Source organism: Streptomyces sp. NPDC003635 (genome assembly GCF_053587635.1).
Genome location: NZ_JBSFOK010000001.1, coordinates 400,493 through 421,693 on the forward strand (window position 1 = coordinate 400,493; position 21,201 = coordinate 421,693).

18 protein-coding genes are annotated in these 21,201 nt (G+C 72.3%); 13 read left to right on the forward strand and 5 right to left on the reverse strand.

All coding sequences use genetic code 11. The features are described from left to right. The first annotated feature begins 44 nt into the window (after positions 1-44). Complete coding sequence (locus ACWDRW_RS01860; protein WP_451718602.1) at positions 45-815, forward strand: MBL fold metallo-hydrolase; 771 nt, start codon at positions 45-47, stop codon at positions 813-815. Here the strand turns inward: ACWDRW_RS01860 and ACWDRW_RS01865 are convergent. Together ACWDRW_RS01865 and ACWDRW_RS01870 are read right to left on the reverse strand one after the other, a co-directional pair. Continuing rightward, the gene (locus ACWDRW_RS01865) at positions 806-2,131 is read right to left on the reverse strand and encodes a lipase family protein (RefSeq protein WP_451718605.1); all 1,326 of its coding nucleotides are present in this window, start codon (positions 2,129-2,131) and stop codon (positions 806-808) included. The genes ACWDRW_RS01860 and ACWDRW_RS01865 overlap by 10 nt on opposite strands. Before the next feature lie 189 nt (positions 2,132-2,320). Beyond that, a complete protein-coding gene (locus tag ACWDRW_RS01870; RefSeq protein ID WP_451718607.1) occupies positions 2,321-3,247 on the reverse strand; it encodes a peptidoglycan-binding protein in 927 nt (308 codons plus the stop codon). 288 nt (positions 3,248-3,535) lie between these two features. Between ACWDRW_RS01870 and ACWDRW_RS01875 the strand changes: the two genes are divergently transcribed. From ACWDRW_RS01875 to ACWDRW_RS01895, 5 genes are all read left to right on the forward strand, one after another. Further along, entirely contained in the window at positions 3,536-5,740 is a 2,205-nt protein-coding gene (locus ACWDRW_RS01875; RefSeq protein WP_451718609.1) for an MMPL family transporter, read from the forward strand. A gap of 85 nt (positions 5,741-5,825) precedes the next feature. Further along, positions 5,826-7,055, forward strand: a complete 1,230-nt coding sequence (locus ACWDRW_RS01880) for a sensor histidine kinase (RefSeq protein WP_451718611.1) — start codon at positions 5,826-5,828, stop codon at positions 7,053-7,055. Further along, positions 7,052-7,729: a response regulator transcription factor gene (locus ACWDRW_RS01885; RefSeq protein ID WP_451718613.1), complete on the forward strand. Its 678-nt coding sequence runs from the start codon at positions 7,052-7,054 to the stop codon at positions 7,727-7,729. Before ACWDRW_RS01880 ends, ACWDRW_RS01885 begins: the two co-directional genes overlap by 4 nt. A 179-nt stretch (positions 7,730-7,908) precedes the next feature. Next, positions 7,909-8,604 (forward strand): type 1 glutamine amidotransferase domain-containing protein, encoded by a 696-nt coding sequence (locus ACWDRW_RS01890; RefSeq protein ID WP_451718616.1) that lies wholly within the window; start codon positions 7,909-7,911, stop codon positions 8,602-8,604. Further along, the gene (locus tag ACWDRW_RS01895; protein ID WP_451718677.1) at positions 8,601-9,518 is read left to right on the forward strand and encodes a LysR family transcriptional regulator; all 918 of its coding nucleotides are present in this window, start codon (positions 8,601-8,603) and stop codon (positions 9,516-9,518) included. The genes ACWDRW_RS01890 and ACWDRW_RS01895 overlap by 4 nt, the downstream gene beginning before the upstream one ends. A gap of 48 nt (positions 9,519-9,566) precedes the next feature. Here the strand turns inward: ACWDRW_RS01895 and ACWDRW_RS01900 are convergent, their stop codons facing one another. Both ACWDRW_RS01900 and ACWDRW_RS01905 read right to left on the reverse strand, forming a co-directional pair. Beyond that, a complete protein-coding gene (locus tag ACWDRW_RS01900) occupies positions 9,567-10,535 on the reverse strand; it encodes a polysaccharide deacetylase family protein (RefSeq protein WP_451718619.1) in 969 nt (322 codons plus the stop codon). Positions 10,536-10,557: 22 nt separating this feature from the next. Beyond that, a complete protein-coding gene (locus ACWDRW_RS01905) occupies positions 10,558-11,526 on the reverse strand; it encodes a glycoside hydrolase family 11 protein (RefSeq protein WP_451718621.1) in 969 nt (322 codons plus the stop codon). Positions 11,527-11,787: 261 nt separating this feature from the next. Here ACWDRW_RS01905 and ACWDRW_RS01910 point away from each other — a divergent pair, with 261 nt between their 5' ends. Together ACWDRW_RS01910 and ACWDRW_RS01915 are read left to right on the forward strand one after the other, a co-directional pair. Continuing rightward, on the forward strand, positions 11,788-13,050 hold the full coding sequence (locus ACWDRW_RS01910; protein ID WP_451718624.1) for a hypothetical protein: 1,263 nt from the start codon (positions 11,788-11,790) through the stop codon (positions 13,048-13,050). Between the two features lie 193 nt (positions 13,051-13,243). After that, positions 13,244-14,026 carry an Fpg/Nei family DNA glycosylase gene (locus tag ACWDRW_RS01915; protein WP_451718626.1) on the forward strand — a complete coding sequence of 261 codons (783 nt, stop codon included), beginning with the start codon at positions 13,244-13,246 and terminating at the stop codon, positions 14,024-14,026. Positions 14,027-14,062: 36 nt separating this feature from the next. Here ACWDRW_RS01915 and ACWDRW_RS01920 read toward each other — a convergent pair whose 3' ends face one another. Continuing rightward, a complete protein-coding gene (locus tag ACWDRW_RS01920; RefSeq protein ID WP_451718628.1) occupies positions 14,063-15,256 on the reverse strand; it encodes an Ig-like domain-containing protein in 1,194 nt (397 codons plus the stop codon). A gap of 205 nt (positions 15,257-15,461) precedes the next feature. Here ACWDRW_RS01920 and ACWDRW_RS01925 point away from each other — a divergent pair, with 205 nt between their 5' ends. Genes ACWDRW_RS01925 through ACWDRW_RS01945 form a run of 5 tightly spaced genes read left to right on the forward strand, consistent with a single transcriptional unit; the run spans position 15,462 to position 21,114 of the window. Beyond that, the gene (locus ACWDRW_RS01925) at positions 15,462-16,658 is read left to right on the forward strand and encodes a lipid II:glycine glycyltransferase FemX (RefSeq protein WP_451718631.1); all 1,197 of its coding nucleotides are present in this window, start codon (positions 15,462-15,464) and stop codon (positions 16,656-16,658) included. Then, on the forward strand, positions 16,655-18,265 hold the full coding sequence (gene murJ / locus ACWDRW_RS01930; RefSeq protein ID WP_451718633.1) for a murein biosynthesis integral membrane protein MurJ: 1,611 nt from the start codon (positions 16,655-16,657) through the stop codon (positions 18,263-18,265). The genes ACWDRW_RS01925 and murJ overlap by 4 nt, the downstream gene beginning before the upstream one ends. 22 nt (positions 18,266-18,287) lie before the next feature. Beyond that, the gene (locus ACWDRW_RS01935) at positions 18,288-18,971 is read left to right on the forward strand and encodes a response regulator (protein WP_451718635.1); all 684 of its coding nucleotides are present in this window, start codon (positions 18,288-18,290) and stop codon (positions 18,969-18,971) included. Then, positions 18,968-20,527, forward strand: a complete 1,560-nt coding sequence (locus ACWDRW_RS01940) for an ATP-binding protein (RefSeq protein WP_451718637.1) — start codon at positions 18,968-18,970, stop codon at positions 20,525-20,527. Before ACWDRW_RS01935 ends, ACWDRW_RS01940 begins: the two co-directional genes overlap by 4 nt. Next, a complete protein-coding gene (locus ACWDRW_RS01945; protein ID WP_451718640.1) occupies positions 20,524-21,114 on the forward strand; it encodes a hypothetical protein in 591 nt (196 codons plus the stop codon). Before ACWDRW_RS01940 ends, ACWDRW_RS01945 begins: the two co-directional genes overlap by 4 nt. Positions 21,115-21,201: the final 87 nt, after the last annotated feature.

Sequence of the window (21,201 nt, forward strand, 5' to 3'; positions counted from 1 at the left end):
CTCTCACGGATAATCAATCTGTCATCCGTGAGGAGCCCTGTTCCATGCCCACACCCCTGCCCGTACGCGTCCTCGGCGGCCCCACCGCGTTCTTCGAGTACGGCGGTCTGCGCTTCCTGACCGACCCGACCTTCGACGCTCCCGGCGAGTACGGACGCCCGGGCCGCCCGACCCTGCGCAAGAACGCCCCGACCCGGGCCACGCCCGAGGAACTGGGCCGCATCGACGTCGTCCTGCTCTCCCACGACGAGCACGCCGACAACCTCGACCACTCGGGCCGCGCCCTGCTCGCCGACGTCCCGCTCACCCTGACCACGCCCGGCGGCGGCGGACGCCTCGGCGGCACCGCCAGGGGGATGGCCGACTGGGAGACCCTCGAACTGGACCGCCCGGACGGCCGGGGAAAGGTCGTGATCACGGCCGTGCCGGCGATCCACGGCCCGGGCCCGAAGGAGGCCGTGGAGCCGTTCACCGGCGAGGTGGTCGGATTCGTACTGACGGGCGAGGGTCTGCCGTCCGTCTACGTCAGCGGCGACAACGCCTCGCTGGACGCGGTGAAGGAGATCGCGGACCGCTTCGGCCCGGTCGACACCGCCGTCCTCTTCGCGGGCGCCCCGCGGTTCCCGGTGCTCTTCGACAACGCCCCGCTGGTGCTGGACAGTTCACAGGCGGCCGAGGCGGCCCGCCTCCTCGGCGCCCGCCGGGTGGTCCCGGTGCACTACGACAGCTGGGACCACTTCACCGAGGGGCGCGAGGATTTGGTGAGCGCGTTCACCGAGGCCGGACTCGGTGAACTGCTCGACCTTCACGGCTGAAGCGGCATGCTCCAGCAGTTGGAGTGGGCGGACCTGCCGCTGAGCCGGTCCGTCAGCCAGTCGACCGCCTCGCCCTGGTCCGTGAGGAGCGGCGTGACGTGGTTGAGGAGCGGGCTGCCGGTGTTCGGCAGGATCTCTGCCTCGTAGGTCACGTTCACGCCCTTGGCGCACCACTGCTTCGCCAGCTCGCGGGCCTGGCCGTGCGGGACCAGGTCGTCGCTGACGCCGGTGGCCACCCGGACCGGTGCCGACGGCTTCAGGGTGCCGATGCGCTGGCTGTCCAGGAAGGACGTCAGGGCGGGCGTGGCGGCGATGATGTCGCTGACCGAGCGGCCGTCGGTCGTCCACGCCGTGCTCTTCACCTTGCCGTACGCGAACAGGGCGTCCCCGACGCACCTCGTCGACAGATCGGCGAGCGCCGCCTTGCCCGTCGCGTTCAGATGGGCGTCCGCGATGGGCCTCAGCCTCGGGTCCGACTGGAGGAATCCGTTGAGCGACCAGCCGAGGGCGCCCGCCAGTTCGCTGCCGTCGATGGCCCGGGTGACCTCGGTCAGGTCGGCCGGCGGGGCACCGGAGTAAGCGCCCGCGAGGCGGACGTCGGGGGCGTACGACGGCTGCAGCTCGGCCGCCGCCGCGCTCGCTCCGCCGCCCTGGCTGTAGCCGAAGAGGCCCACCCGGGAGTCGGCGGTCACCGAGGCGCCGGTGACCGCCCGGGCGGCACGGGCGGCGTCGAGCAGGGCGTGCGCCTCGTCGACGCGGTTGACGTAGGTGTGCAGCCGGTCGGTCGTGCCGAGGCCCGCGTAGTCGGTGACGACGACGGCCGCGCCCTTGGCGAGGAGGCGGTAGATCGCCAGGTCCTCGTAACCGACGGAGACCGTCTCGCCGTTGAACCGGAGCGGGTGCTCCAGGCCCATCGACGCGGCGCACTGGTCGCCCTGGCCCATGGTGCCGGGGGCGAGCGCGACCAGCGGGCGCGGGCCCGCGCCCTGCCAGGTGGCCGAGGGCTCGATGTAGGCGCCGGTGACGGCCATCGGCCGGCCGTTGGAATCCGTCGACTTGTACATGAGCCGGGTCGCCTTACCCGGCAGGGGACCGTTCAGGCTCGGCAGGCTCAGGGCCAGCTTGAGCGGTTCGGTGCGGACCAGGGTGCCGTCGGCGGCGGGCAGGGTCGTGGGCGGGGTGTAGAAGGCCGGGATGGTGACGCCCCGGGACACGACCTCGTCGGCAGCCGTGGCGGCGGTGCCGGTGAGGGTCTGGGTGGCGAGACAGGCGGCGGTGATGACGCCCCCGGCCAGGAGCCGTCTGCGTACGGGCATGGCGAACCTCCTGTTGAAGCGGCTGGTCAGGAAGGTGCGGTGGTACGACGGCCCCCGCGCGCGCAGTCGTCCGGATGCGCGCGGCGGGGGCCGCGTCAAGGCTCGCCAGGAACGTACCTACCGGGGAGTTACCCGCGGTACTGGTCGGTAGGTTACGGTTCAGTAATTTAAATGCTCACGAGATCGTTCTCACGAGAAGAGAAGCCGCCACGTGAGGGGCCCGGGGTGCCCGTCGGCGTCCCCGCGCAGCTCCGCCCGCGACTTCTGGAAGTCGCGCACGTTCAGCCGGTCCGCCGCGCCCCAGGTCCTGCTGGGCCCGACCTTGTAGTGGTCGCCGAAACCGCGCTTGACCAGTTGCTTCCCGAGCCGGAGAACATGCTCGTTGGACGCGCCCTCCCGGAAGAACTTACGGCCGGGAAAGGCCGGCACCTCGGCCTCGGTCCCCGGCCTGCTCTCCGCCGACTCCTCCCCCTCGCCCCCGAGGTCCAGATCGGCCTTGGCGAGCTTCACCAGCCGACCGAAGTCGATCGCGCCGGGATCGCCGTGGGTGTTCTCCGGTACGTGCATGTGGCCGCACACGCCCTTGAACCCCAGCCACTTCGTCCCGGACATCCGCTGGCCGCCGCCGTTGGCGTACGACGACGGATACGCCGGCCACGCGCGCGGGCCGGACAGGGGCACGCCGTGTTCCTCGTGCATCCAGGCCAGGAACCGGGCGACGCCGAGCAGCGCCCACTCGGGGGCCTCCGGCCAGTAGACGTGGGCGTTGCCGGCCTTCTTCCACTTGGCGTGCGTCTTGGGGTCGCAGGTGCCGACCAGTTCGACCTGGCAGACGTTCAGCGTGTTGGTGTCGACGCCGCCGCGCAGATTGACCAGCGCGCGGGAGGAGGTCTCGATGTCGAAGTGCTGGTACCACCTCAGCTTCCGCTCCCCGGGATCCGGCACCGCGGTCAGGTTCGGCGCGGAGGACCCGCCCCCGTAGCCGGGCAGCGAGCGGCCCTCGGTGGTGTGCAGGACGACGGCGTTGACCTGCATGGCGTCGCCGCCGAAGTCGTCCTGGTACCAGTTGGCCCGGCTCGCGCCCGGGTATCTCTGGGGTCCTGTCCTCATGCTCATGGCCGCTCCTGTGTTCGAAGGGCTGTGATGCCCAACCAGGAGGAAACCTAGGGGAGTTGGGGGGCGCGCCGGAGGAGGCGTGAGGGGTTCACAGGGTGGGGACGGCGTGCGCCGGTCACGACCTGGGGCTGATCCGTACTCGTCCCCGGGAGGGAGCCGCGAACCGGGACGTACTGCGTTCTCAGTACCGCGCAGTGTCGGCAGCCGCACGACGACACAGGGGGTCTCTCCCCGGGAGCCTGGAGGGACCTTCGACGTCCAGCCGTCCAGATGTGGAGACCTCCCCCCGTGGCTACTTTCCTGTATCGACTGGGCCGCCTGGCCTTCCGGCGGCGCTGGTACGTCGCCCTGGTGTGGGCGGCCGTACTGGCCGCCGTCGGGCTCGGCGCCATGAAGGCCCCGGGCGCCGTGGACGAGGAGTTCTCCATGCCGGGGATCGAGTCGCAGAAGGCGTTCGACCTGATGGAGGAGCGGTTCCCCGGCACGACCGCCGACGGCGCGACCGCCCGGGTCGTCTTCGTCGCGCCGGACGGCCAGAAGGTAACCGCCGCCGAGAACAAGGAAGCCGTCGCGGCCGCCGTCACCGAACTCGGGGACGGCTCGCAGGTGGCGAGCGCCGTCGACCCCTTCCAGGCCGGCGCGGTCAGCGAGGACGGCACCACGGCGTACACCACCGTCACCTACCAGGTCGGCGTCAACGACCTCACCGACGCCAGCCTGACCCATCTCGAGGACGCGCTGGAGGAGGCCCGGGACTCCGGGCTCACCGTCGAGGCGGGCGGCACCGCCCTGGAGGACACCGGAGGGCCGGGCGGGGCGGCCGAGATCATCGGCGTGGCCATCGCCGCCGTGGTCCTGCTCGTCACCTTCGGTTCGCTGGTCGCCGCCGGACTGCCGCTGCTGACCGCCCTCATCGGCGTCGGCGTGAGCATGGCCGCGATCACGGCGCTGTCCAGCGCCCTCGGCCTGTCCACCACCACCGGCACCCTGGCCATGATGCTGGGCCTCGCCGTCGGCATCGACTACGCCCTGTTCGTCGTCTCCCGCTACCGCGAGGAGCGCGCCAAGGGGCGGGCGCCCCAGGAGGCCGTCGCCCTCGCCACCGGCACCGCCGGATCGGCGGTGGTCTTCGCCGGGCTCACCGTCGTCATCGCGCTGGCCGGTCTGTCGGTCGTCGGCATCCCGATGCTGACCAAGATGGGTCTGGCCGCCGCGGGGGCGGTGGTGATCGCCGTACTGATCGCGCTGACGCTCGTCCCGGCCTTCCTCGGCTTCTGGCCGAACGCCGTCCTGGCCCGCAAGGCCCGCCGCCGCGGCCGTACCGAGGAAGCCGCCAAGGACAACGGCGGCACCCGCTGGGCCCGCTTCGTGCTGCGCCGCCCGCTGCCCGTGCTGCTGCTCGGGGTCGTCGGCCTCGGCGCCCTCGCGATACCGATGACCGACCTCCAGCTCGGGATGCCCGGCGACGAGGCCAAGTCGACCTCGACGACCGAGCGGCGGGCCTACGACGCCCTCGCCGAGGGCTTCGGGCCCGGCTTCAACGGGCCGCTGACCGTCGTCGTGGACGCGCGGGGGAACGACGATCCGAAGGCCGCCGCGTCCGCGATCTCCCGGGAGATCGGCGCCACGGAGGGCGTGGTGTCGGTGTCGCCCGCCCGCTTCAACGAGGCCGGTGACACGGCCGTCTTCTCCGTCGTACCGGCCACCGCGCCGACCGACGAGAAGACCAAGGACCTGGTCAACACGATCCGCGGGGAGCGGGCGGGGGCCGAGTCGGAGACCGGGGCGACCTTCGAGGTCACCGGCACCACGGCGCTGAACATCGACATCTCCGACAAGGTGCAGTCCGCGCTGGTGCCGTATCTGATCGTCGTGGTCGGGCTCGCGGTCATCCTGCTGCTGGTGGTCTTCCGGTCCGTCCTCGTCCCGCTGAAGGCGGCCCTCGGCTTCCTGCTCTCCGTCCTCGCCTCGCTCGGCGCGGTCGTGGTGGTCTTCCAGCAGGGGCACGGCGCGGAGATCTTCGGCGTCGAGCAGACCGGCCCGATCATGAGCCTGATGCCGATCTTCCTGGTGGGCATCGTCTTCGGACTCGCGATGGACTACGAGGTCTTCCTGGTCTCGCGGATGCGGGAGGCCCACGTCCACGGCGAGAGCCCCGCCCAGGCCGTGACCTCGGGTTTCCGGCACAGCGCCCGGGTGGTCGTGGCCGCCGCGCTGATCATGATCGCGGTGTTCGCCGGGTTCATCGGCGAGAGCGACTCCATGATCAAGATGATCGGGTTCGGGCTCGCCGCGGCGGTCCTGTTCGACGCCTTCGTCGTCCGTATGGCGATCGTGCCGGCCGTGCTCGCCCTGCTCGGCGACAAGGCCTGGTGGCTGCCGAAGTGGCTGGACCGCATCCTGCCCCGGGTCGACGTCGAGGGCGAGGCGCTCGGCCGCCCGGCCCCGGCCGGGGAGCGGGCGCCGGTGGAGAAGGAGGTCGCCCGCGCCTGAGCGGAGGCTTCCCGAGGGCCGCCCGGACCACGGGCGGCCCGTCCGTCGGCCACCATGGACATCAGCATCTGACCGAGAGAGCCCCATGAGCAGAAGTCTGGAGCGCTACGCCGACCGCTTCGAGCAGTACGCGGCGCGCTATCCCCGTGCCATCGACGTGGTGACGGTCCTGGCACTGATCGGCTGCGCGGTCCTCGGCACCCAGCTCAGCATGCCCGGCACCGCCCCGCCGGACTCGGGCAAGGCCACCGAGGCCCTGCTCGGCCTGGGCTGTCTGGTCCTGCTGAAGTACCGCACCTACCCGCGCACGGTCGTCGTCGTGACCGCCGTCGTCACCACGGCCGCCGTCGTGCGCGGCTATCTGCTCACCCCGCTGCTGCTGGCCCCGCTGCTGGCGGCGATGTACTGGCTGGCCGCGCTGTGCGACCGCAAGACGACCCGGATCTACGGGGCCGTCATCATGGTCATGCTGGTGACGATGAACGTGGTCATGGACTCCTGGGACGGTCTGTCGCTGGTCCTCAGGGTGATCGGGCCCGTCTTCTGGCTGGCGCTGCCGCTCGCGGCGGGCAGCATGGCCCAGTTCCGGCGCGCCTACCTGGAGGCCGTCCAGGCCCGCGCCGAGCACGCCGAGCGCACCCGGGAGGAGGAGGCGCGGCTGCGGGTCACCGAGGAGCGGATGCGCATCGCCCGTGAGCTGCACGACGTCGTCGCGCACCATCTGGCGCTGGCCAACGCCCAGGCCGGTACCGCCGCCCACCTCGCGCGCAGTCACCCACGGCAGGCGGAGAAGATCCTCACCGACCTCACCGGCACCACCTCCTCCGCGCTGCGCGAGCTGAAGGCCACCCTGGGACTGCTGCGTCAGGACGACGTCCCGGACCGCGAGAAGCTGGAGCCCGCCCCCGGGCTCGCCCGGCTGCCCGAGCTGATCTCGGCGTGCGCGTCGGCGGGCCTCGACGTCACCGTCCTCACCGAGGGCGTGGCCCGGCCGCTGTCGCCGGGGGTGGACCTGACCGCGTACCGGATCGTGCAGGAGGCCCTCACCAACGTCTCCAAGCACGCCACCGGCCAGACCGCCCACGTCCGCTTCACCTATGCCGACGCCCGGCTGCTCATCAGCGTCAGCAACGACGGACCGCCCTCGACCGCCCAGGGAACCGGCGGCTTCGGTCTGACGGGGATGCGGGAACGCGCCCACTCCATCGGCGGCGAGCTGTGCGCGGGCCCGCGCCCCGAGGGTGGCTTCGAGGTCACCACCGCGCTGCCGCTCCAGCCGACCGCCGTGGAAGCCCGGGAGGGGGAGTCCTCGTGACCGTCCGGATCCTGCTCGCCGACGACCAGGCGCTGCTGCGGGCCACGTTCCGCATCCTCATCGACTCCAGCGAGGACATGGAGGTCGTCGGGGAGGCCTCCGACGGCGCCGAGGCGCTGGAAATGGCCCGCGCCCACCGCCCGGACGTCGTGCTGATGGACATCCGGATGCCCGGCACGGACGGCCTCGCGGGCACCTCCGCGATCTGCGCCGACCCGGACCTCGCCGACACCCGGGTGCTGATCCTCACCACCTTCGAGACGGAGGACTACGTCGCCCAGGCGCTGCGGGCCGGGGCGAGCGGCTTCCTCGGCAAGGACGTCACCGCGGACGCCCTGCTGACCGGCATCCGGACGGTGGCGTCCGGCGAGGCGCTGCTCTCGCCGGGCGCGACCCGCACCCTCATCACCCGCTTCCTCACCTCCCCCGCGCCGGGCACCCAGCTGGCTTCCCCGGAGCGGCTGGCCGAACTCACCGGCCGGGAGCGGGAGGTGATGGCACTGGCGGCGGAGGGCCGGTCCAACGCGGAGATCGCCGAGCTGCTCACGCTCAGCCCTTTGACGGTACGGACCCACATCCACCGCGCGATGACGAAACTGAACGCCCGCGACCGGGCGCAACTGGTCGTCATCGCGTATCAGACGGGCTTGGTGCAGGCTGGCCCGCAGGGCTGAGCGGCGGCCCTCCGAGCGGCGTACGGGCGCGAGCGGACGTAGATTCGGGAACGACCGGCGTATTCCCCCGAACCCATTGGAATCCCAATGGCCGGGATCGGATTCCTCATTGGAAGCCTATGGGTCGACGGGCGTACGTTCGAAGCCTCGGACCTCCCGACCCCCCTGGAGTTCACACCATGTCGAAGATCCTCTTCGTCCTGACCGGCGCCAACACCTGGACCCTCGCCGACGGCACCCCGCACCCCACCGGCTTCTGGGCCGAGGAGGCCGTCGCCCCCTACGAGCGGTTCAAGGCCGAGGGCCACGAGATCGTCGTCGCCACGCCCGGCGGAGTCGTGCCGACCCCCGACAAGGCCAGCCTCTCGCCCGAGTTCGCGGGCGGGCAGGAGGGCGCCGAGCAGATGGCCCGGGCCATCAACGAGATGACCGAGCTGAACCACCCGATCAGCCTGGAGGACGTGAACCTCGACGACTACGCGGCCGTCTTCTACCCCGGCGGCCACGGCCCCATGGAGGACCTGTCCGTCGACGCGACCTCCGGCCGGCTGCTCGTCGACGCGCTCGACTCGGGCAAGCCGCTGGGCGTGGTCTGCCACGGGCCCGCCGCGATGCTCGCCGCCACCCGCGAGGACGGCGGCAACGCCTTCGCCGGTTACCGGATCACCGCCTTCACCAACGCCGAGGAGACCCAGTCCGGCTTCGCCGACCGGGCGAAGTGGCTGCTGGAGACGCGGCTGGTCGAGGCCGGGGCGGACGTCCAGGTGGGCGAGCCGTGGGCGCCGCACGTCGTGGTCGACCGCAACCTCGTGACCGGCCAGAACCCGTCCTCCTCGGCCCCCCTCGCGGCCGAACTCCTGAAGAAGCTGGCCTGAACCCGCTCCCGGGAGCGGCAGCGCAGGACCTCAACCTGATCCGTACGTTCCTCGCGGTCTACCGCTCCGGCTCCTTCACGGCCGCCGCCCAGCTGCTCGGCATCTCCCAGCCCACGGTGACGACCCAGGTGAAGGCCCTGGAGCGGCAGTCGGGCCGGGAGCTGTTCGCCCGGCTGCCAAGGGGCGTCACGCCCACGCCGTACGCCCATGACCTGGCCGCGCGGGTCGCCGCCCCGCTGGACGCCCTCCTCGCGGCCACCGGCCAGGACCCGGCCGAGCAGGGCCCGCCGGCGCCGGTCCATCTGGCGGGCCCCGCCGAGGTGCTCTGCCTGCGGGTGCTGCCCGCGCTGGCCCCCCTGGTCGCGGAGGGCGTACGGCTGCGGGTCACACCCGGCCTGACCGACCCGCTGCTGGAGGAACTGCGGGCGGGCCGCCACGACCTGGTGCTGTCCACCACCCGCCCGCGCGGCCGCACCCTCCTCGCGACCCCCCTGCTGGACGAGGAGTTCGTGCTGGTGGCCGGGCGGGAATGGGCGTCCCGGATCGGTGACCGGGTCACGACGGAGGGGCCCGGGGTCCTGCACACCGTGCCGCTGGTCGCGTACGCCGAGGACCTGCCGATCGTCCGCCGCTACTGGCGGCACGTGTTCGAGCAGCGCCTGAACTGCCGGGCCGCCGTCACCATGCCCGATCTGCGGGGCGTCCTGACGGCGGTGACGGGCGGGGCGGGGTTCTCGGTGCTGCCGCGCTACCTGTGCGAGGCCGAGCTGGCCGCGGGCGCCCTGGTCCCGCTGCACGAGCCGGAGGACCCGCCGATCAACACGGCGTACGTGGTCCAGCGACCGGGCACGTCGGGAAACCCGGACGTCCCCCGCGTGCGGGACCTCCTGCTGCGGCTCGGCCCCACCTGGTGACGCGGCGGGGAACCGACGACGCCCCCGCCGCGACACGCTCTCGGCCGGTCAGCTCGCGCTGCAAGTGACCGTCGGCCAGGTGTGGTTGCCGTTGTGCTGGATGGTGACGCCCCAGTTGTTGCCGCTGCCGTTGGGTTTGGCGGTGAGGACTTGTGAACTGGGGTAACTGGCGGCGACGTTCCAGGTGGAGAGGATCTTCGCCGGGCTCGGCACGTTCATGGTGACGGTCCAGTTGCTGGAGCCGCTGACCGAGACGTTGAGGTTGTACCGGTCGCTCCATTGCTGACCGGCGGACAGGGTCGCCGAACAGCCGGTCCCACCGCCACCGCCACCGCCTCCGCCGCCCGAACCGCTCGGGGCCACTGCGCGGCCCGTCTGCGGGGAGATCATCCCGGCGCACAGACCTCGCGCGGACAGGCCTTGCGCGATGCGCGGGATCGCGGCCAGGGTGTTGGCGGACCAGTCGTGCATCAGCATGACCTGGCCGTTGGTGAGCCGGCCCGCCGCCGCCACGATCGCGTCCGTGCTCGCGCCGTTCCAGTCCTGCGAGTCGACGTCCCAGATGACCTCGGTCAGCCCGTACTTGGCGAGCACGGCCTTCACGGTGGCGTTGGTCTCGCCGTACGGCGGCCGGAACAGCACCGGCGTACCGCCGCCCGCGTTCGCGATGGCCTGCTGGGTGCGGGAGATCTCCGAGTCGATCTGCGCCTGGCTCAGCTGGGTCAGATGCGGGTGCGTGTAGCTGTGGTTGGCCACCCACATACCGGCGTTCACCTGGGCCCTGACCTGGGCCGGGTTGGCGGCGGCGTACTGGCCCTGGTTGAACATCGTGGCCCGCAGGCCGTTTTGGGTGAGCGCGGTGAGCAGGGCCGGGGTGCTGCTGGACGGGCCGTCGTCGAAGGTGAGGGCGACGTACCCGTTGCAGGTCGCGGCCTGCGCCGGAGCGGACGAGTGGACGGTGAGTGTTCCTGCCACGGCCATGACGGCGACCGCCAGTCTCGCGAGTAGGGGACGCATGGTCTCGGGCCTCCCTCGCTGGTCAGGTCGCCGTGCAGGAGACGGTGGGCCAGGTGTGGTTGCCGTTGTGCTGGATGGTGACGCCCCAGTTGTTGCCGCTGCCGTTGGGTTTGGCGGTGAGGCCTTGTGAGCTGGGGTAACTGGCGGCGACGTTCCAGGTGGAGAGGATCTTCGCCGGGCTCGGCACGTTCATGGTGACGGTCCAGTTGCTGGAGCCGCTGACGGAGACGTTGAGGTTGTACCGGTCGCTCCACTGCTGACCGGCGGACAGGGTCGCCGAACAGCCGGTCCCACCGCCACCGCCACCGCCTCCGCCGCCCGAACCGGTGCCGCCGACGGTGATGTTGGAGCTGCCGCTGCTCTGGTAGCCCTCGGTCGCCATGATCATGTAGTAGTTGAAGCTGCCGAGGGGCATCCCGGCCCGGGCCCAGGCGTCGAAGTGGTTGCCGGTGGTGATGGTGCCGCCCGTGCGCTTGGACTGCCGGACGCTCCAGTACTGGTCGAAGGTCTTGGTGCCCTCGACGGAGGGGGCGTTGTACCGGGTCGTCTTGTAGATGTCGTACGTGCCGCCGTCAGTGGTGACCGTGCCCTTGAAGGTGCCGGTGGGCCGGTAGGTGCCCCAGTTGTCGACGATGTAGTACTCGACGAGCGGGTTCGCGGTCCAGCCGTACAGCGTCAGGTAGGCGTTGCCGGACGGGTTGAACGTGCCGGAGTAGGTCACGGTACGGCGGGCTCCGTTGGCCCAGCCCTTGCCCGCGACGAAGTTCCCGGTGTTGCTCCACTGGGTGCTGTAGCTGCCCCCGGCGGCGAGGTTCATCGAGACCGTGCCCTGGGCGTCGGTCCAGAACGAGTAGTAGTAGCCGTTGTTGGTCCCGGTCTGGTTCGTGGTGACCACGGTGTCGGCGTGCGCGGTGACCGCGCCGAAGGCCATCAGCAGGACGGCACAGGCGCCGCTGATGAGTAGTCGGAACCGTGCGAGTGAGTTCTTCATGCGGCAGGAGTGTTGGTGCGAGCACGTCAAGTGTCAATAGTTTCGGCATCTGTTACGAAACATTCGGGTAGCTTGAACTGGTAATGTGAGCAGCTCAGGAGAGCTATTTGCGTTCATGAATTTCTTTGGCGCGGATATCGGATCATGCTCGCTCCTCTGAATTTCGAAAGATTTCGAAGTTTGCTTCGACTGTTTAGGGGGGCGGGTGCCGGTGACGTACGACAACTGCCCCAGCGTCGTGATGCCCTAGCCTCGTCCGGCATGAAGATCGATATCGAAGCCCTGCTCCAGGACCCGGACGCGCAGGACGTCGAGCGGCTGGCGATGCAGGCGGACGTCCTGGTTCCCGCGCTGCTCCAGAGCGTCGCCGGCACCAAGAGCACCCGGCAACTCGAACCGGTCATACGCGTGTTGAAGCGGATCGGCCCGCCCGCCTTCGACCTGGTCGTGGCGGCATGGCGGCGGGAGGAGATCCCGGAGTGGCAGGCGGGACGGTTCCTGGAGGTGTTCGACGAGCGATCCGCCGAGCAGTACACGGCCCTGGCGGCCGATCCGAGCCGGCGGGTCAGGGGCAAGGGGTTCGCCGGCCTCGTCAGGCTCCGCGTGGACTCCGAGGCCGGCTTCAGGGCCCTGGTGGAGACGTACGCCCAGGGCAGCCCCCTCCCCTACAAGGCGCCCGAGTACGCCCGCCTCTTCGGCGACTCCTTCGCCTCCCGCCTGCGCACGCTCCGCCGTGACCCGGCCGAGTCGCCGACGATCCGGCGCGGAGCGATGGCCGCGCTGGCCGCGACCGGCGGCGCCGACGCGCTCGACGAGCGGGACCGTGCCGTGCTGGACCGCCTGATACGGACGAAGATCCCGCACGAGACCCCGCGGCTGCCCTCCCTGAGCATGTGCGGCTGGTGGATCGCGGTCCCCGGGGCCACGTACGAGAACCTCTTCGAGGCCCTGGGCCTGCACGATCGGCGCCCGATCACGGTCCAGGGCGGCATCCACGCGACGCAGGTCGACGAGCGGGTCCGTGTCGAGGGGCCCGACGGCACCTTCCACAGCGTGGGCCGCGCCTTCGTCACCCCCGAACTGGACGGCTGGCGGCTCCTGTACGGCCCGCTCGACCTCCTCGTCGGCGAACCGTGGGAAGGCATGATCGAGGGCATCGAGAAGGTCAGCGCCCACTGCGGCGAGGCCCACTTCTTCTACCTGGACGAGGCGGGCGGCTCCGACATCTGGATCGTCGCCAAGGACGGCCGGGTCGTGCGCCGCTACACCGCCTACGACGACCCGGCCTGGGAGGGCGACCCGCTCCCGTGGGAGACCCTCGCGGCCGACGACCCCGACTACGAGCCGGAGTTCGAGGACGACTCGCCCAACGCGGGCACGACCACGGCCGAGACCGCCTGCGGCCATCTCTCCGTGGACCCCGCCCAGGTCGGCCCGGACACCCGGGTGACCGGCCACGGCTGGCTGGCCCTGACGGCCCGGGGAGCGGGGCACGGGGCGTTCCGCGGAGTGCTGCGCATCTGAGGACGTCGTCCCGGCCGGTCCGGCGCACGAGCCCGCCCTGCTGTGCGCGCCGGCCCTGCCCGAGACGAGGGACCGGGACCTCGACGCCATCTGAGCGCTCCTTTCGATCCTCTTGATCCCTTGCGCCCTCGTGATCCTTCCGGGCAGGTGCCGCGCCACCCGCCCGGGAGGACCATGGTGTGAGGAGGTGCCCATGCCCGAGCTGCCCGACGTGGAGGGGTTCCGGAGGGTGCTCGAGGAGTGCGCGAAGGGCAGGGCCGTCCGCCGGGTCGAGGTGCGGGACGCGGGCGTCCTGCACGGCACGAGCGCGCGGGGTCTGCGGGAGGCGCTTCAGGGGCGACGGTTCACCGCGGCGCAGCGGCACGGGAAGTGGCTGCTGGCCCGCACCGGCGGCCCCACCGTCCTGCTGCACTTCGGCATGACCGGGCAACTGCTGTGCGCCCACCCCGACGACGAGGTCGCCCCGCACGACCGGGTCCTGTTCACCCTGTCCCGCGACCGCCAGCTGCGCTACCGCGACCAGCGCAAGCTCCAGGGCCTGTGGCTGGCGCACGACGAGTCGGAGGTCGGGGCGCTCCTGGAGGGGCAGGGGCCCGACGCGCTGACGGTCGGCCGCGGGGAGTTCGACAGCGCGCTCGCCGCCCGGCGCGGCAGCGTCAAGACCGCCCTCACCGACCAGTCCGTCCTGGCCGGCCTCGGCAACCTCCTGGCCGACGAGATCCTCTGGCGCTCGGGTCTGCGCCCCACCAGCCCCACGAGCGCCCTCACCGAGACCGACCGCCGTCGCCTGTACACGCAGATGCGCCGAACCCTGCGCTCCGCGGTCCCCACCGGCCGTGTCCCGCCCCGCGACTCCTGGCTCACCGGCCACCGCGACGACCCCACCCCCACCTGCCCCCGCTGCGGCACCCCCCTGAACCGGACCCGGGTCGGAGGGCGCGGGACGGTGTGGTGCCCGCGGTGCCAGGACCGCTGAGACGGCGAGCAGCGGCCCAGGCGGGCCGCACGCACCTCACCGCAGCGCGCTCAGCTCCCGCCACTCCTCCCAGGAGAGGTTCCACGCGCCGAAGCCGTTCCCCGGGGCGACCACGCCCTTGGTGTCGTTGCCGGTGATCTCGAAGGGGTCGCCGGGGCGGACCTGGGCGTAGAACCAGGACGCGTCGGCGGTGCTCATGCCTATGCAGCCGGAACTCCGGTTCGCGTTGCCGAACCAGGCGGCGTTCCAGGGCGCGGCGTGGGCGTACATGCCCGACCAGGTGAGCCGCATCGAGTAGTCGACCATCTTGTCGTAGGCGTTGCCGAGGCCCACCGTCTCGGAGTTCATGTTGATCGTGCCCTCCTTGGCCATGAGCACCGCGGTTCCGCGCCAGGAGCGCTTGTCGCCGCCCGGGGTGCCGCCGGAGACCGGGATGCGGCGGACGGTTTCGCCGTCGCGTTCGAGGGTCAGCCGGTGGCTGTCCAGGTCGACCTTGACGATCTGCCGGGCGCCGATCGTGAACGTGGTCGTGTAGTCGCGTACGAACCAGCCGCCGTCCGTGCCCGAGTCGGTGCCGTTCAGCTCGGCCTTCAGCGTGACCTCGGTGCCGGGCTTCCAGTACTCCTTGGGCCGCCAGTCCACCCGGTCCCGGCCCGACCAGTCGCGGATCCAGCCCCAGGAGCCCTCGGTGCCGTTCGAGGTGGTCAGCTTGAGCTGCTTCTCCACCTCGGCCTTGTTCTCGACGGGGTGGTCGAAGACCAGGGAGATCGGCTGGGCGACGCCGACGGTGCTGTCGGCGCCCGGTCGCCAGTCCACCTTGTTGACCTTGTCCGCGGGGGCCGTGGTGAAGGTGGACTTCGTCGTCCTCGCCGGCCCGCCGCCCGCTGCCTCGGCCGCCGCCGTCACCTGGTACTCCGCGCCGGGGACGGCCTTGCGCGTGGAGGTCCATGACGCGCCGTCGGAGGCCGTCCGGCCGGGCAGCCGGTGGCCCTCGGCGTCGGTGACCGTCACCGAGGTGAGCCTGCCGCCCGCGGCCCTGACCCGCACGGGCTCGCCCGCCGGGACCCGTTCCCCCTCGGGCGTGACGGTGACGGTCACCTCGCCCTTCGGCCGCGCCTTGTCGTCCGGGGCGCCTGCGGAGCCGCCGGAGCCGGAGGAGGAGCAGGCGGTGAGCGGGGCCAGCAGGGCGGCCAGCACGTAGCCGTAGGTGCGTACACGAATGCGCGACAACGGGACCTCCGGGAGAGGCGAAAAGGGGCGATGTCGTGACTGTAGAGCCGAAGAACCCGAGGTCAGCCGCTGTGGAGCAACGTGACGGCGTCTGGTGCGCAACGGTCATGGTCCGGTCACATTCGCCGGACGGCGCCGTCATGGACCGCTGTGAGCCTCCTGTGTGTCCCCGCCACAGGACCGGGGAGAAGGAGAGGCTCAGACCGTGTCAGCGCTGCTCGTGCCGCCCAGCCGCGTGTCCCCGGCACACCACCGGGACTTCACCCTGCGCACCGTCACCCCGGGAACCTACCGCGCCTTCCTCGCGTCCCCCGAAGGCACCGCGCTGGGCGCCGGGTTCCTCCAGTGCCCGTCCTGGGCCGACGTCAAGGAGGGCTGGCGCTCCCAACTCCTCGGCTGGGGGCCGGATCCGGAGGCTGGCGGGCTGGCGGGCGTCGCCCTCGTGCTGCTGCGGCAGTTCCCCGGCACCCGCCGATACTTCGCCTACCTCCCCGAAGGGCCCGTCGCCGACTGGGCCGACCCCGACCTCGACGGCTGGCTCACCCCCCTGCTGGAACACCTGCGCCGCGCGGGCGTCTTCGCCGTACGCATCGGCCCCTCGCCCGCCTACCGGCGCTGGGACGCCGCCCGCCTCAAGCCGCTCTCCGGCCCCGGACGGCGCCTCGGCGACGTCCTCGCCAGCGAGGTCGACCCGCTCGGCACCGCCGTCGCCGAGCGGCTGCGGGCCCGGGGCTGGCGCCGCTGCGGCGGGGACGGGACCGGGGAGGACGGGGACGCCCAGCCCCGGCACGTCTTCCAGGTGCCGCTCGCCGGACGCACCGAGCGGGACCTGTGGTCCGGGCTCAACCAGGAGTGGCGGCGCAATGTCCGCCGGGCGCAGAAGGAGGGCGTGGAGGTCGTGGTGGGCAGCGCGGCCGAACTCCCCGAGTTCTACCGGCTGCTCGGCATCACCGAGCGCCGCGACGGCTTCCGGCTCGGCCGCTCGCTCGCCTACTACGAGCGGCAGTACGCGGCCCTCAACGCCGAGGAACCGGGCCGGATGAAGCTGTACCTCGCCCGGCACCGCGGGGAGATCCTCGCCGCCCACACGCTGATCACGGTGGGCCGCCGGGCCTGGTACCAGACCGGCGCCTCGGCCGACCACCGCCGCGAGGTCCGGCCCTCCAACGCCCTGCAGTGGCGGATGCTGCTGGACGCCCACGCCCTCGGCGCCGACGTCTACGACATGCGCGGGGTACCCTCCACTCTCGATCCAGGCGAACGTGCGTACGGACTGCTGCGGTGGAAGCTCGGCACCGGGGGACAGGTCGTCGAGACGTTGGGGGAATGGGAGAGGCCCTTGGGCGGCAGCGCCAACCACACGCTCTACCGCGCCTTCCAGGCGTACCTGAACCGTCGATGAGCCAGACCGCGACCAAACCCGCGGCGGCCGCCCCGGCGCGCGGCAGCGCCGTCATGGCCGCCGGGTCCCTCGTCTCCCGGGCCACCGGCTTCGCCCGCTCCGCCGTGGTGGCGGCGGCGGTCGGCACCATCGGGCCGGTCGCCGACGGCTACGCGGTCGGCAACGCCCTGCCCACCATCGTCTACATGCTGCTCCTCGGCGGCGCGCTCAACGCCGTGTTCGTGCCCGAGCTGGTCAGGGCCGCCAAGGAGCACACCGACGGGGGAGCGGCGTACACCGACCGGCTCGTCACGGTCTGCGTCGTGGCCCTGCTGGCGATCACCGCGACCGCCGTGTGGCTGGCCCCGGCGATCGTCGACGCCTACACCGGCTACACCGGCGAGCAGGCGGCCATGACCACCGCCTTCGCCCGCTACTGCCTGCCCCAGATCTTCTTCCTCGGCCTGTTCACCCTGCTCGGGCAGGTGCTCAACGCCCGCGGCCGGTTCGGCGCGATGATGTGGGCGCCGGTGCTCAACAACCTCGTCGTCATGGCGGTCTTCGGCCTGTACCTGGCCCTCGCCCTGGGCGGCGGGGACACGCTCACCGCGACCGAGACCGCCGTGCTCGGCTGGGGCACGACCGCCGGGATCGCCGCCCAGGCCCTCGTCCTCGTCCCCGCCCTGCGCGCGGCCCGCTTCCGCTGGCGGCCCCGCTTCGACTGGCGCGGCAGCGGACTGACCCGCCCCCTGCGCTCGGCCGGCTGGCTGGTGCTGCTGGTCCTCGCCAACCAGGCCGCCTACTGGGCCACCACCCGGCTGGCCACGACCGCGGGCCAGGACGGCGGCCCCGGCTTCGGCGCCTACAACAACGCCTACGCGCTGTGGGTCGTCCCGCACGGCATCATCACCGTCTCCGTGGTCACCGCGCTGATGCCCCGGATGAGCGCGTCCGCCGCCGACGGCGACACCGCCGCCGTACGCCGTGACGTCTCGCACGCCCTGCGCGTCAGCGCCTCGGCCGTCGTACCCGCCGCCTGCGCGCTGTTCGCCCTCGCCCAGCCGGTGATGGCCCTCGTCTTCGGATACGGCAGGACCAGCGCCGACGACACGGCCGCCATGGCGGGGATCCTGATGGCCTTCGCGCCCGGCCTCGTCGCCCTGTCCGGCCAGTACGTCCTGTCCCGCGCCTTCTACGCGCTCTCCGACACCCGTACGCCGTTCCTGCTCAACCTGGTGATCGTCGCCCTCAACGCGGGGCTGTCCCTGGCCGCCGCCCACCTGCTGCCGGCCCGCTGGGCCGTGACGGGCATGGCGGCGGCGTACGCGCTGGCGCTGTGCGCGGGCTGGGCGCTGACCGGCCGGGTGCTGAGCCGCCGGCTCGCGGTGGAACGCCCGCTTCGCTCCTCCTCCGTCGGCGCGCACGCCCGGCTGCTGCTCGCCGCCGTCCCCGCCACCGGGCTCGGCCACCTCGCGGTCCGCGCGACCGCACCCGCGGGTTCGCTCGCCGCCGCAACCGCGGGGGCCGCCGCCGTCGTGCTCACCTTCGCCCTGCTCGCCCGTCCGCTGCGCCTCGCCGAACTCCAGGCGCTGCTCTCCGGTCTGCGCCGCGGACGGGCCCGGACCTGACCACACCGAGGGAGAACTGCCGATGCCCCGCGTGCTCCTCATCGAGGACGACCCCTCCGTACGCGAGGGGGTCGAACTCGGTCTGCGCCGCCGCGGCCACGAGGTACGGGCGGCGGCGACCGGCGAGGCCGGCCTCGCCGCGCTGGCCGAGTTCCGCCCCGACCTGTTGCTGCTGGACCTGATGCTGCCCGGCATGAACGGCGTCCAGGTCTGCCGCCAGGTCCGCGACCACAGCCAGCTGCCGATCATCATGCTCACCGCGCGCGGCGACGACTTCGACGTGGTCATCGGCCTGGAGGCCGGCGCCGACGACTACATCGTCAAACCCGCCCGCCCCGAGGTGATCGAGGCCCGGATCCGTGCCGTGCTGCGCCGCCTCGACGACAGCGGCCCCGGCCGCCCGGCCATCGAGGTCTACGGCGCACTCACCATCGACCGCGTCGGGCTGACCGTCACCAAGGCGGGCCGACCGCTCACGCTCGCCCCCTCGGAGCTCAAGCTCCTGCTGCACCTGTCCGCCGCCCCCGAACAGGTCTTCAGCAGACAGCAGTTGCTGGAGCACGTCTGGGAGCACAGTTACCACGCCGACGCCCGGCTGGTGGACGCCTGCGTCGCCCGGCTGCGCGGCAAGATCGAGGACGAGGCCGGCAGCCCCCGCTACGTCCAGACCCTGCGGGGCTTCGGCTACCGCTTCGGACCCCTGTGACCACGGGCCGTCCCACCCGCCGGGTCCGGGCGTTCGGGCTGCGGACGCGGCTGCTGCTCGCCTTCCTGCTGGTCGCCGCCGTCAGCGCCGGCACGACGGCCGCGCTGACCTACCGGGAGGCCCGCAACGCGGTGCTCCAGGCCGCCCAGGACACGGCGGTCTCCTCGTTCCGGGACCAGGTGCAGCAGACCGGCTTCGGGCTGCCCCTGCGCGGCGGCGAGGACCTGGAGGCGGTCCTGCGGGACATCGCCCGCAAGGGCAAGCCGCACCCGTGGGTGGTGTTCGCCGAGTACGGCTCGCTGCGCGCCTCCTCGGGCGAGAACCCCGTCTCCACCGTCATCACCCCCGAACTGCGGCGCGCCGCGCGGGCCAAGCCGCACGGCACCTTCGAGCGGGTCGTCAAGGACGGCGTCCCCTACCTGACCATCGCCATGCCCATGGTCTTCAGGACCAGCCCGGACAGCGAGGTGACCAGCGGACTCGTCCTGTACGCCGTCATGCGGATGACCGACGAGCAGGTCAACGTCGACGCCCTTCTCGTGGCCGCCCGGGACGGCGCCCTGCCCGGCCTCGCCATCGCGCTGATCCCCGCCCTGATCGCCGCCCGCAGCGTGCTGCGCCCGGTACGGGAACTGAGCCAGGCGGCCCAGCACATGGGCAGCGGCAGACTCGACACCCGGATCCCGGTGCGCGGCAGCGACGAACTGGCGGACCTGGCCCGCACCTTCAACGAGTCCGCGGGCCAACTGGAGCACTCGGTACGCGAATTGCGCGAGGCCGAGGCCCGTGCCCGCCGCTTCGCCTCCGACGTCTCGCACGAACTGCGCACCCCGCTCGCCGGAATGCTCGCCGTCACCGAGGTCCTCGACGAGGACGCCGACCGGCTGGACGCCGACACCGCCCGGGCGGTCCGGCTGGTCAGCGCGGAGACCGGGAAGCTCGCCGTGCTCGTCGAGGACCTGATGGAGATCTCCCGCTTCGACGCCCGCGCGGCCGAGCTGAACGCCGACGAGGTCGACGTCGCCGAGGCCATCCGCAAGACCCTCCAGAACCGGCACTGGACCGACGACCGGGTCCGGGTCGAACTCCCCGAGGGCATCCGCGCCCGGCTCGACCCGCGCCGCTTCGACCTGGTGATCGCCAACCTCGTGGGCAACGCCCTGCGGCACGGCAGCGCGCCCGTCACGGTACGGCTGCGCACCGAGGCGTCCTCCGCGGGCACGCCGGTGCTGATCACCGAGGTCGCGGACAGCGGGCCCGGCATCCGGCCCGAGGCGCTGCCGCACATCTTCGACCGTTTCTACAAGGCCGACGCGGCCCGCACCCGCTCGGCGGGCAGCGGCCTGGGCCTGGCGATCACCCTGGAGAACGTGAAGCTCCACGGCGGAACGGTCCGCGCGGGGAACCTGCCCGGGGGCGGCGCCGTCTTCACCGTGGACATACCGCTGCACGTGGAGCGAGCGCCCGCGGGGGAGGCATCCCTTCACGCGGGGGAGGCACCGCAGCGGGCGGAGGGGGCACCCCTTCACGTCCACGCGGAGGAGGCCGGGGCATGAGCGTTGGGTGGACGCGCCGACGCGCGGTGGCGGCCCTCGCCGTCGCGGCGGCCGTACCGCTGCTCGGCGGCTGCGGCATCCAGGACACCGACGTCGTCGAGGCGGGCGGTCCCGCGAGCTTCCAGGCCTTCCTCGACCGCGACCGCGACATGCTGCTCTTCTTCCGGTCCCCGGACGGGAGAGTGGTCCCGGTGATCCGGTCGACCGGGCCCTCCACCGTCCTCACGGAGGGCGACGAGGTGGAGGTCTCCGACGAGCCGACCGGCCCGGTGCCGACGGAGAAGGTCATCTCCGCGCTGTTCGTCGGTCCCCGCGACGAGGATCTGGCCGCGGGCCTGCGCACCGACCTTCCGGTCGCCGGCCGCCACCCGTCCATCGAGGTCGACCGCGCCCCGAGCGGCAAGGTCGTCGCGCGTCTTCCCCTGGCCGTGAAGGGCCTGAGCGACACCGCTCGCCGCCAGCTGATCTGCACCATCGCCTACGGCGAGGACGCCGACGGCCGGCTGGTCGTGGAACTGACCGGATCCGACGGGGCGACGAGCTCCGGCACCTGCGGACTCGCGCGCCCCGTCCAGGGCACCGGCTGATCAGGAGCACTTGGTGGTGACGCCGCCGGTCTCGTCGCCCTTGAGGTAGATGCCGCTGACGTACCCGACGCCGCCCGCGTTCAGCGG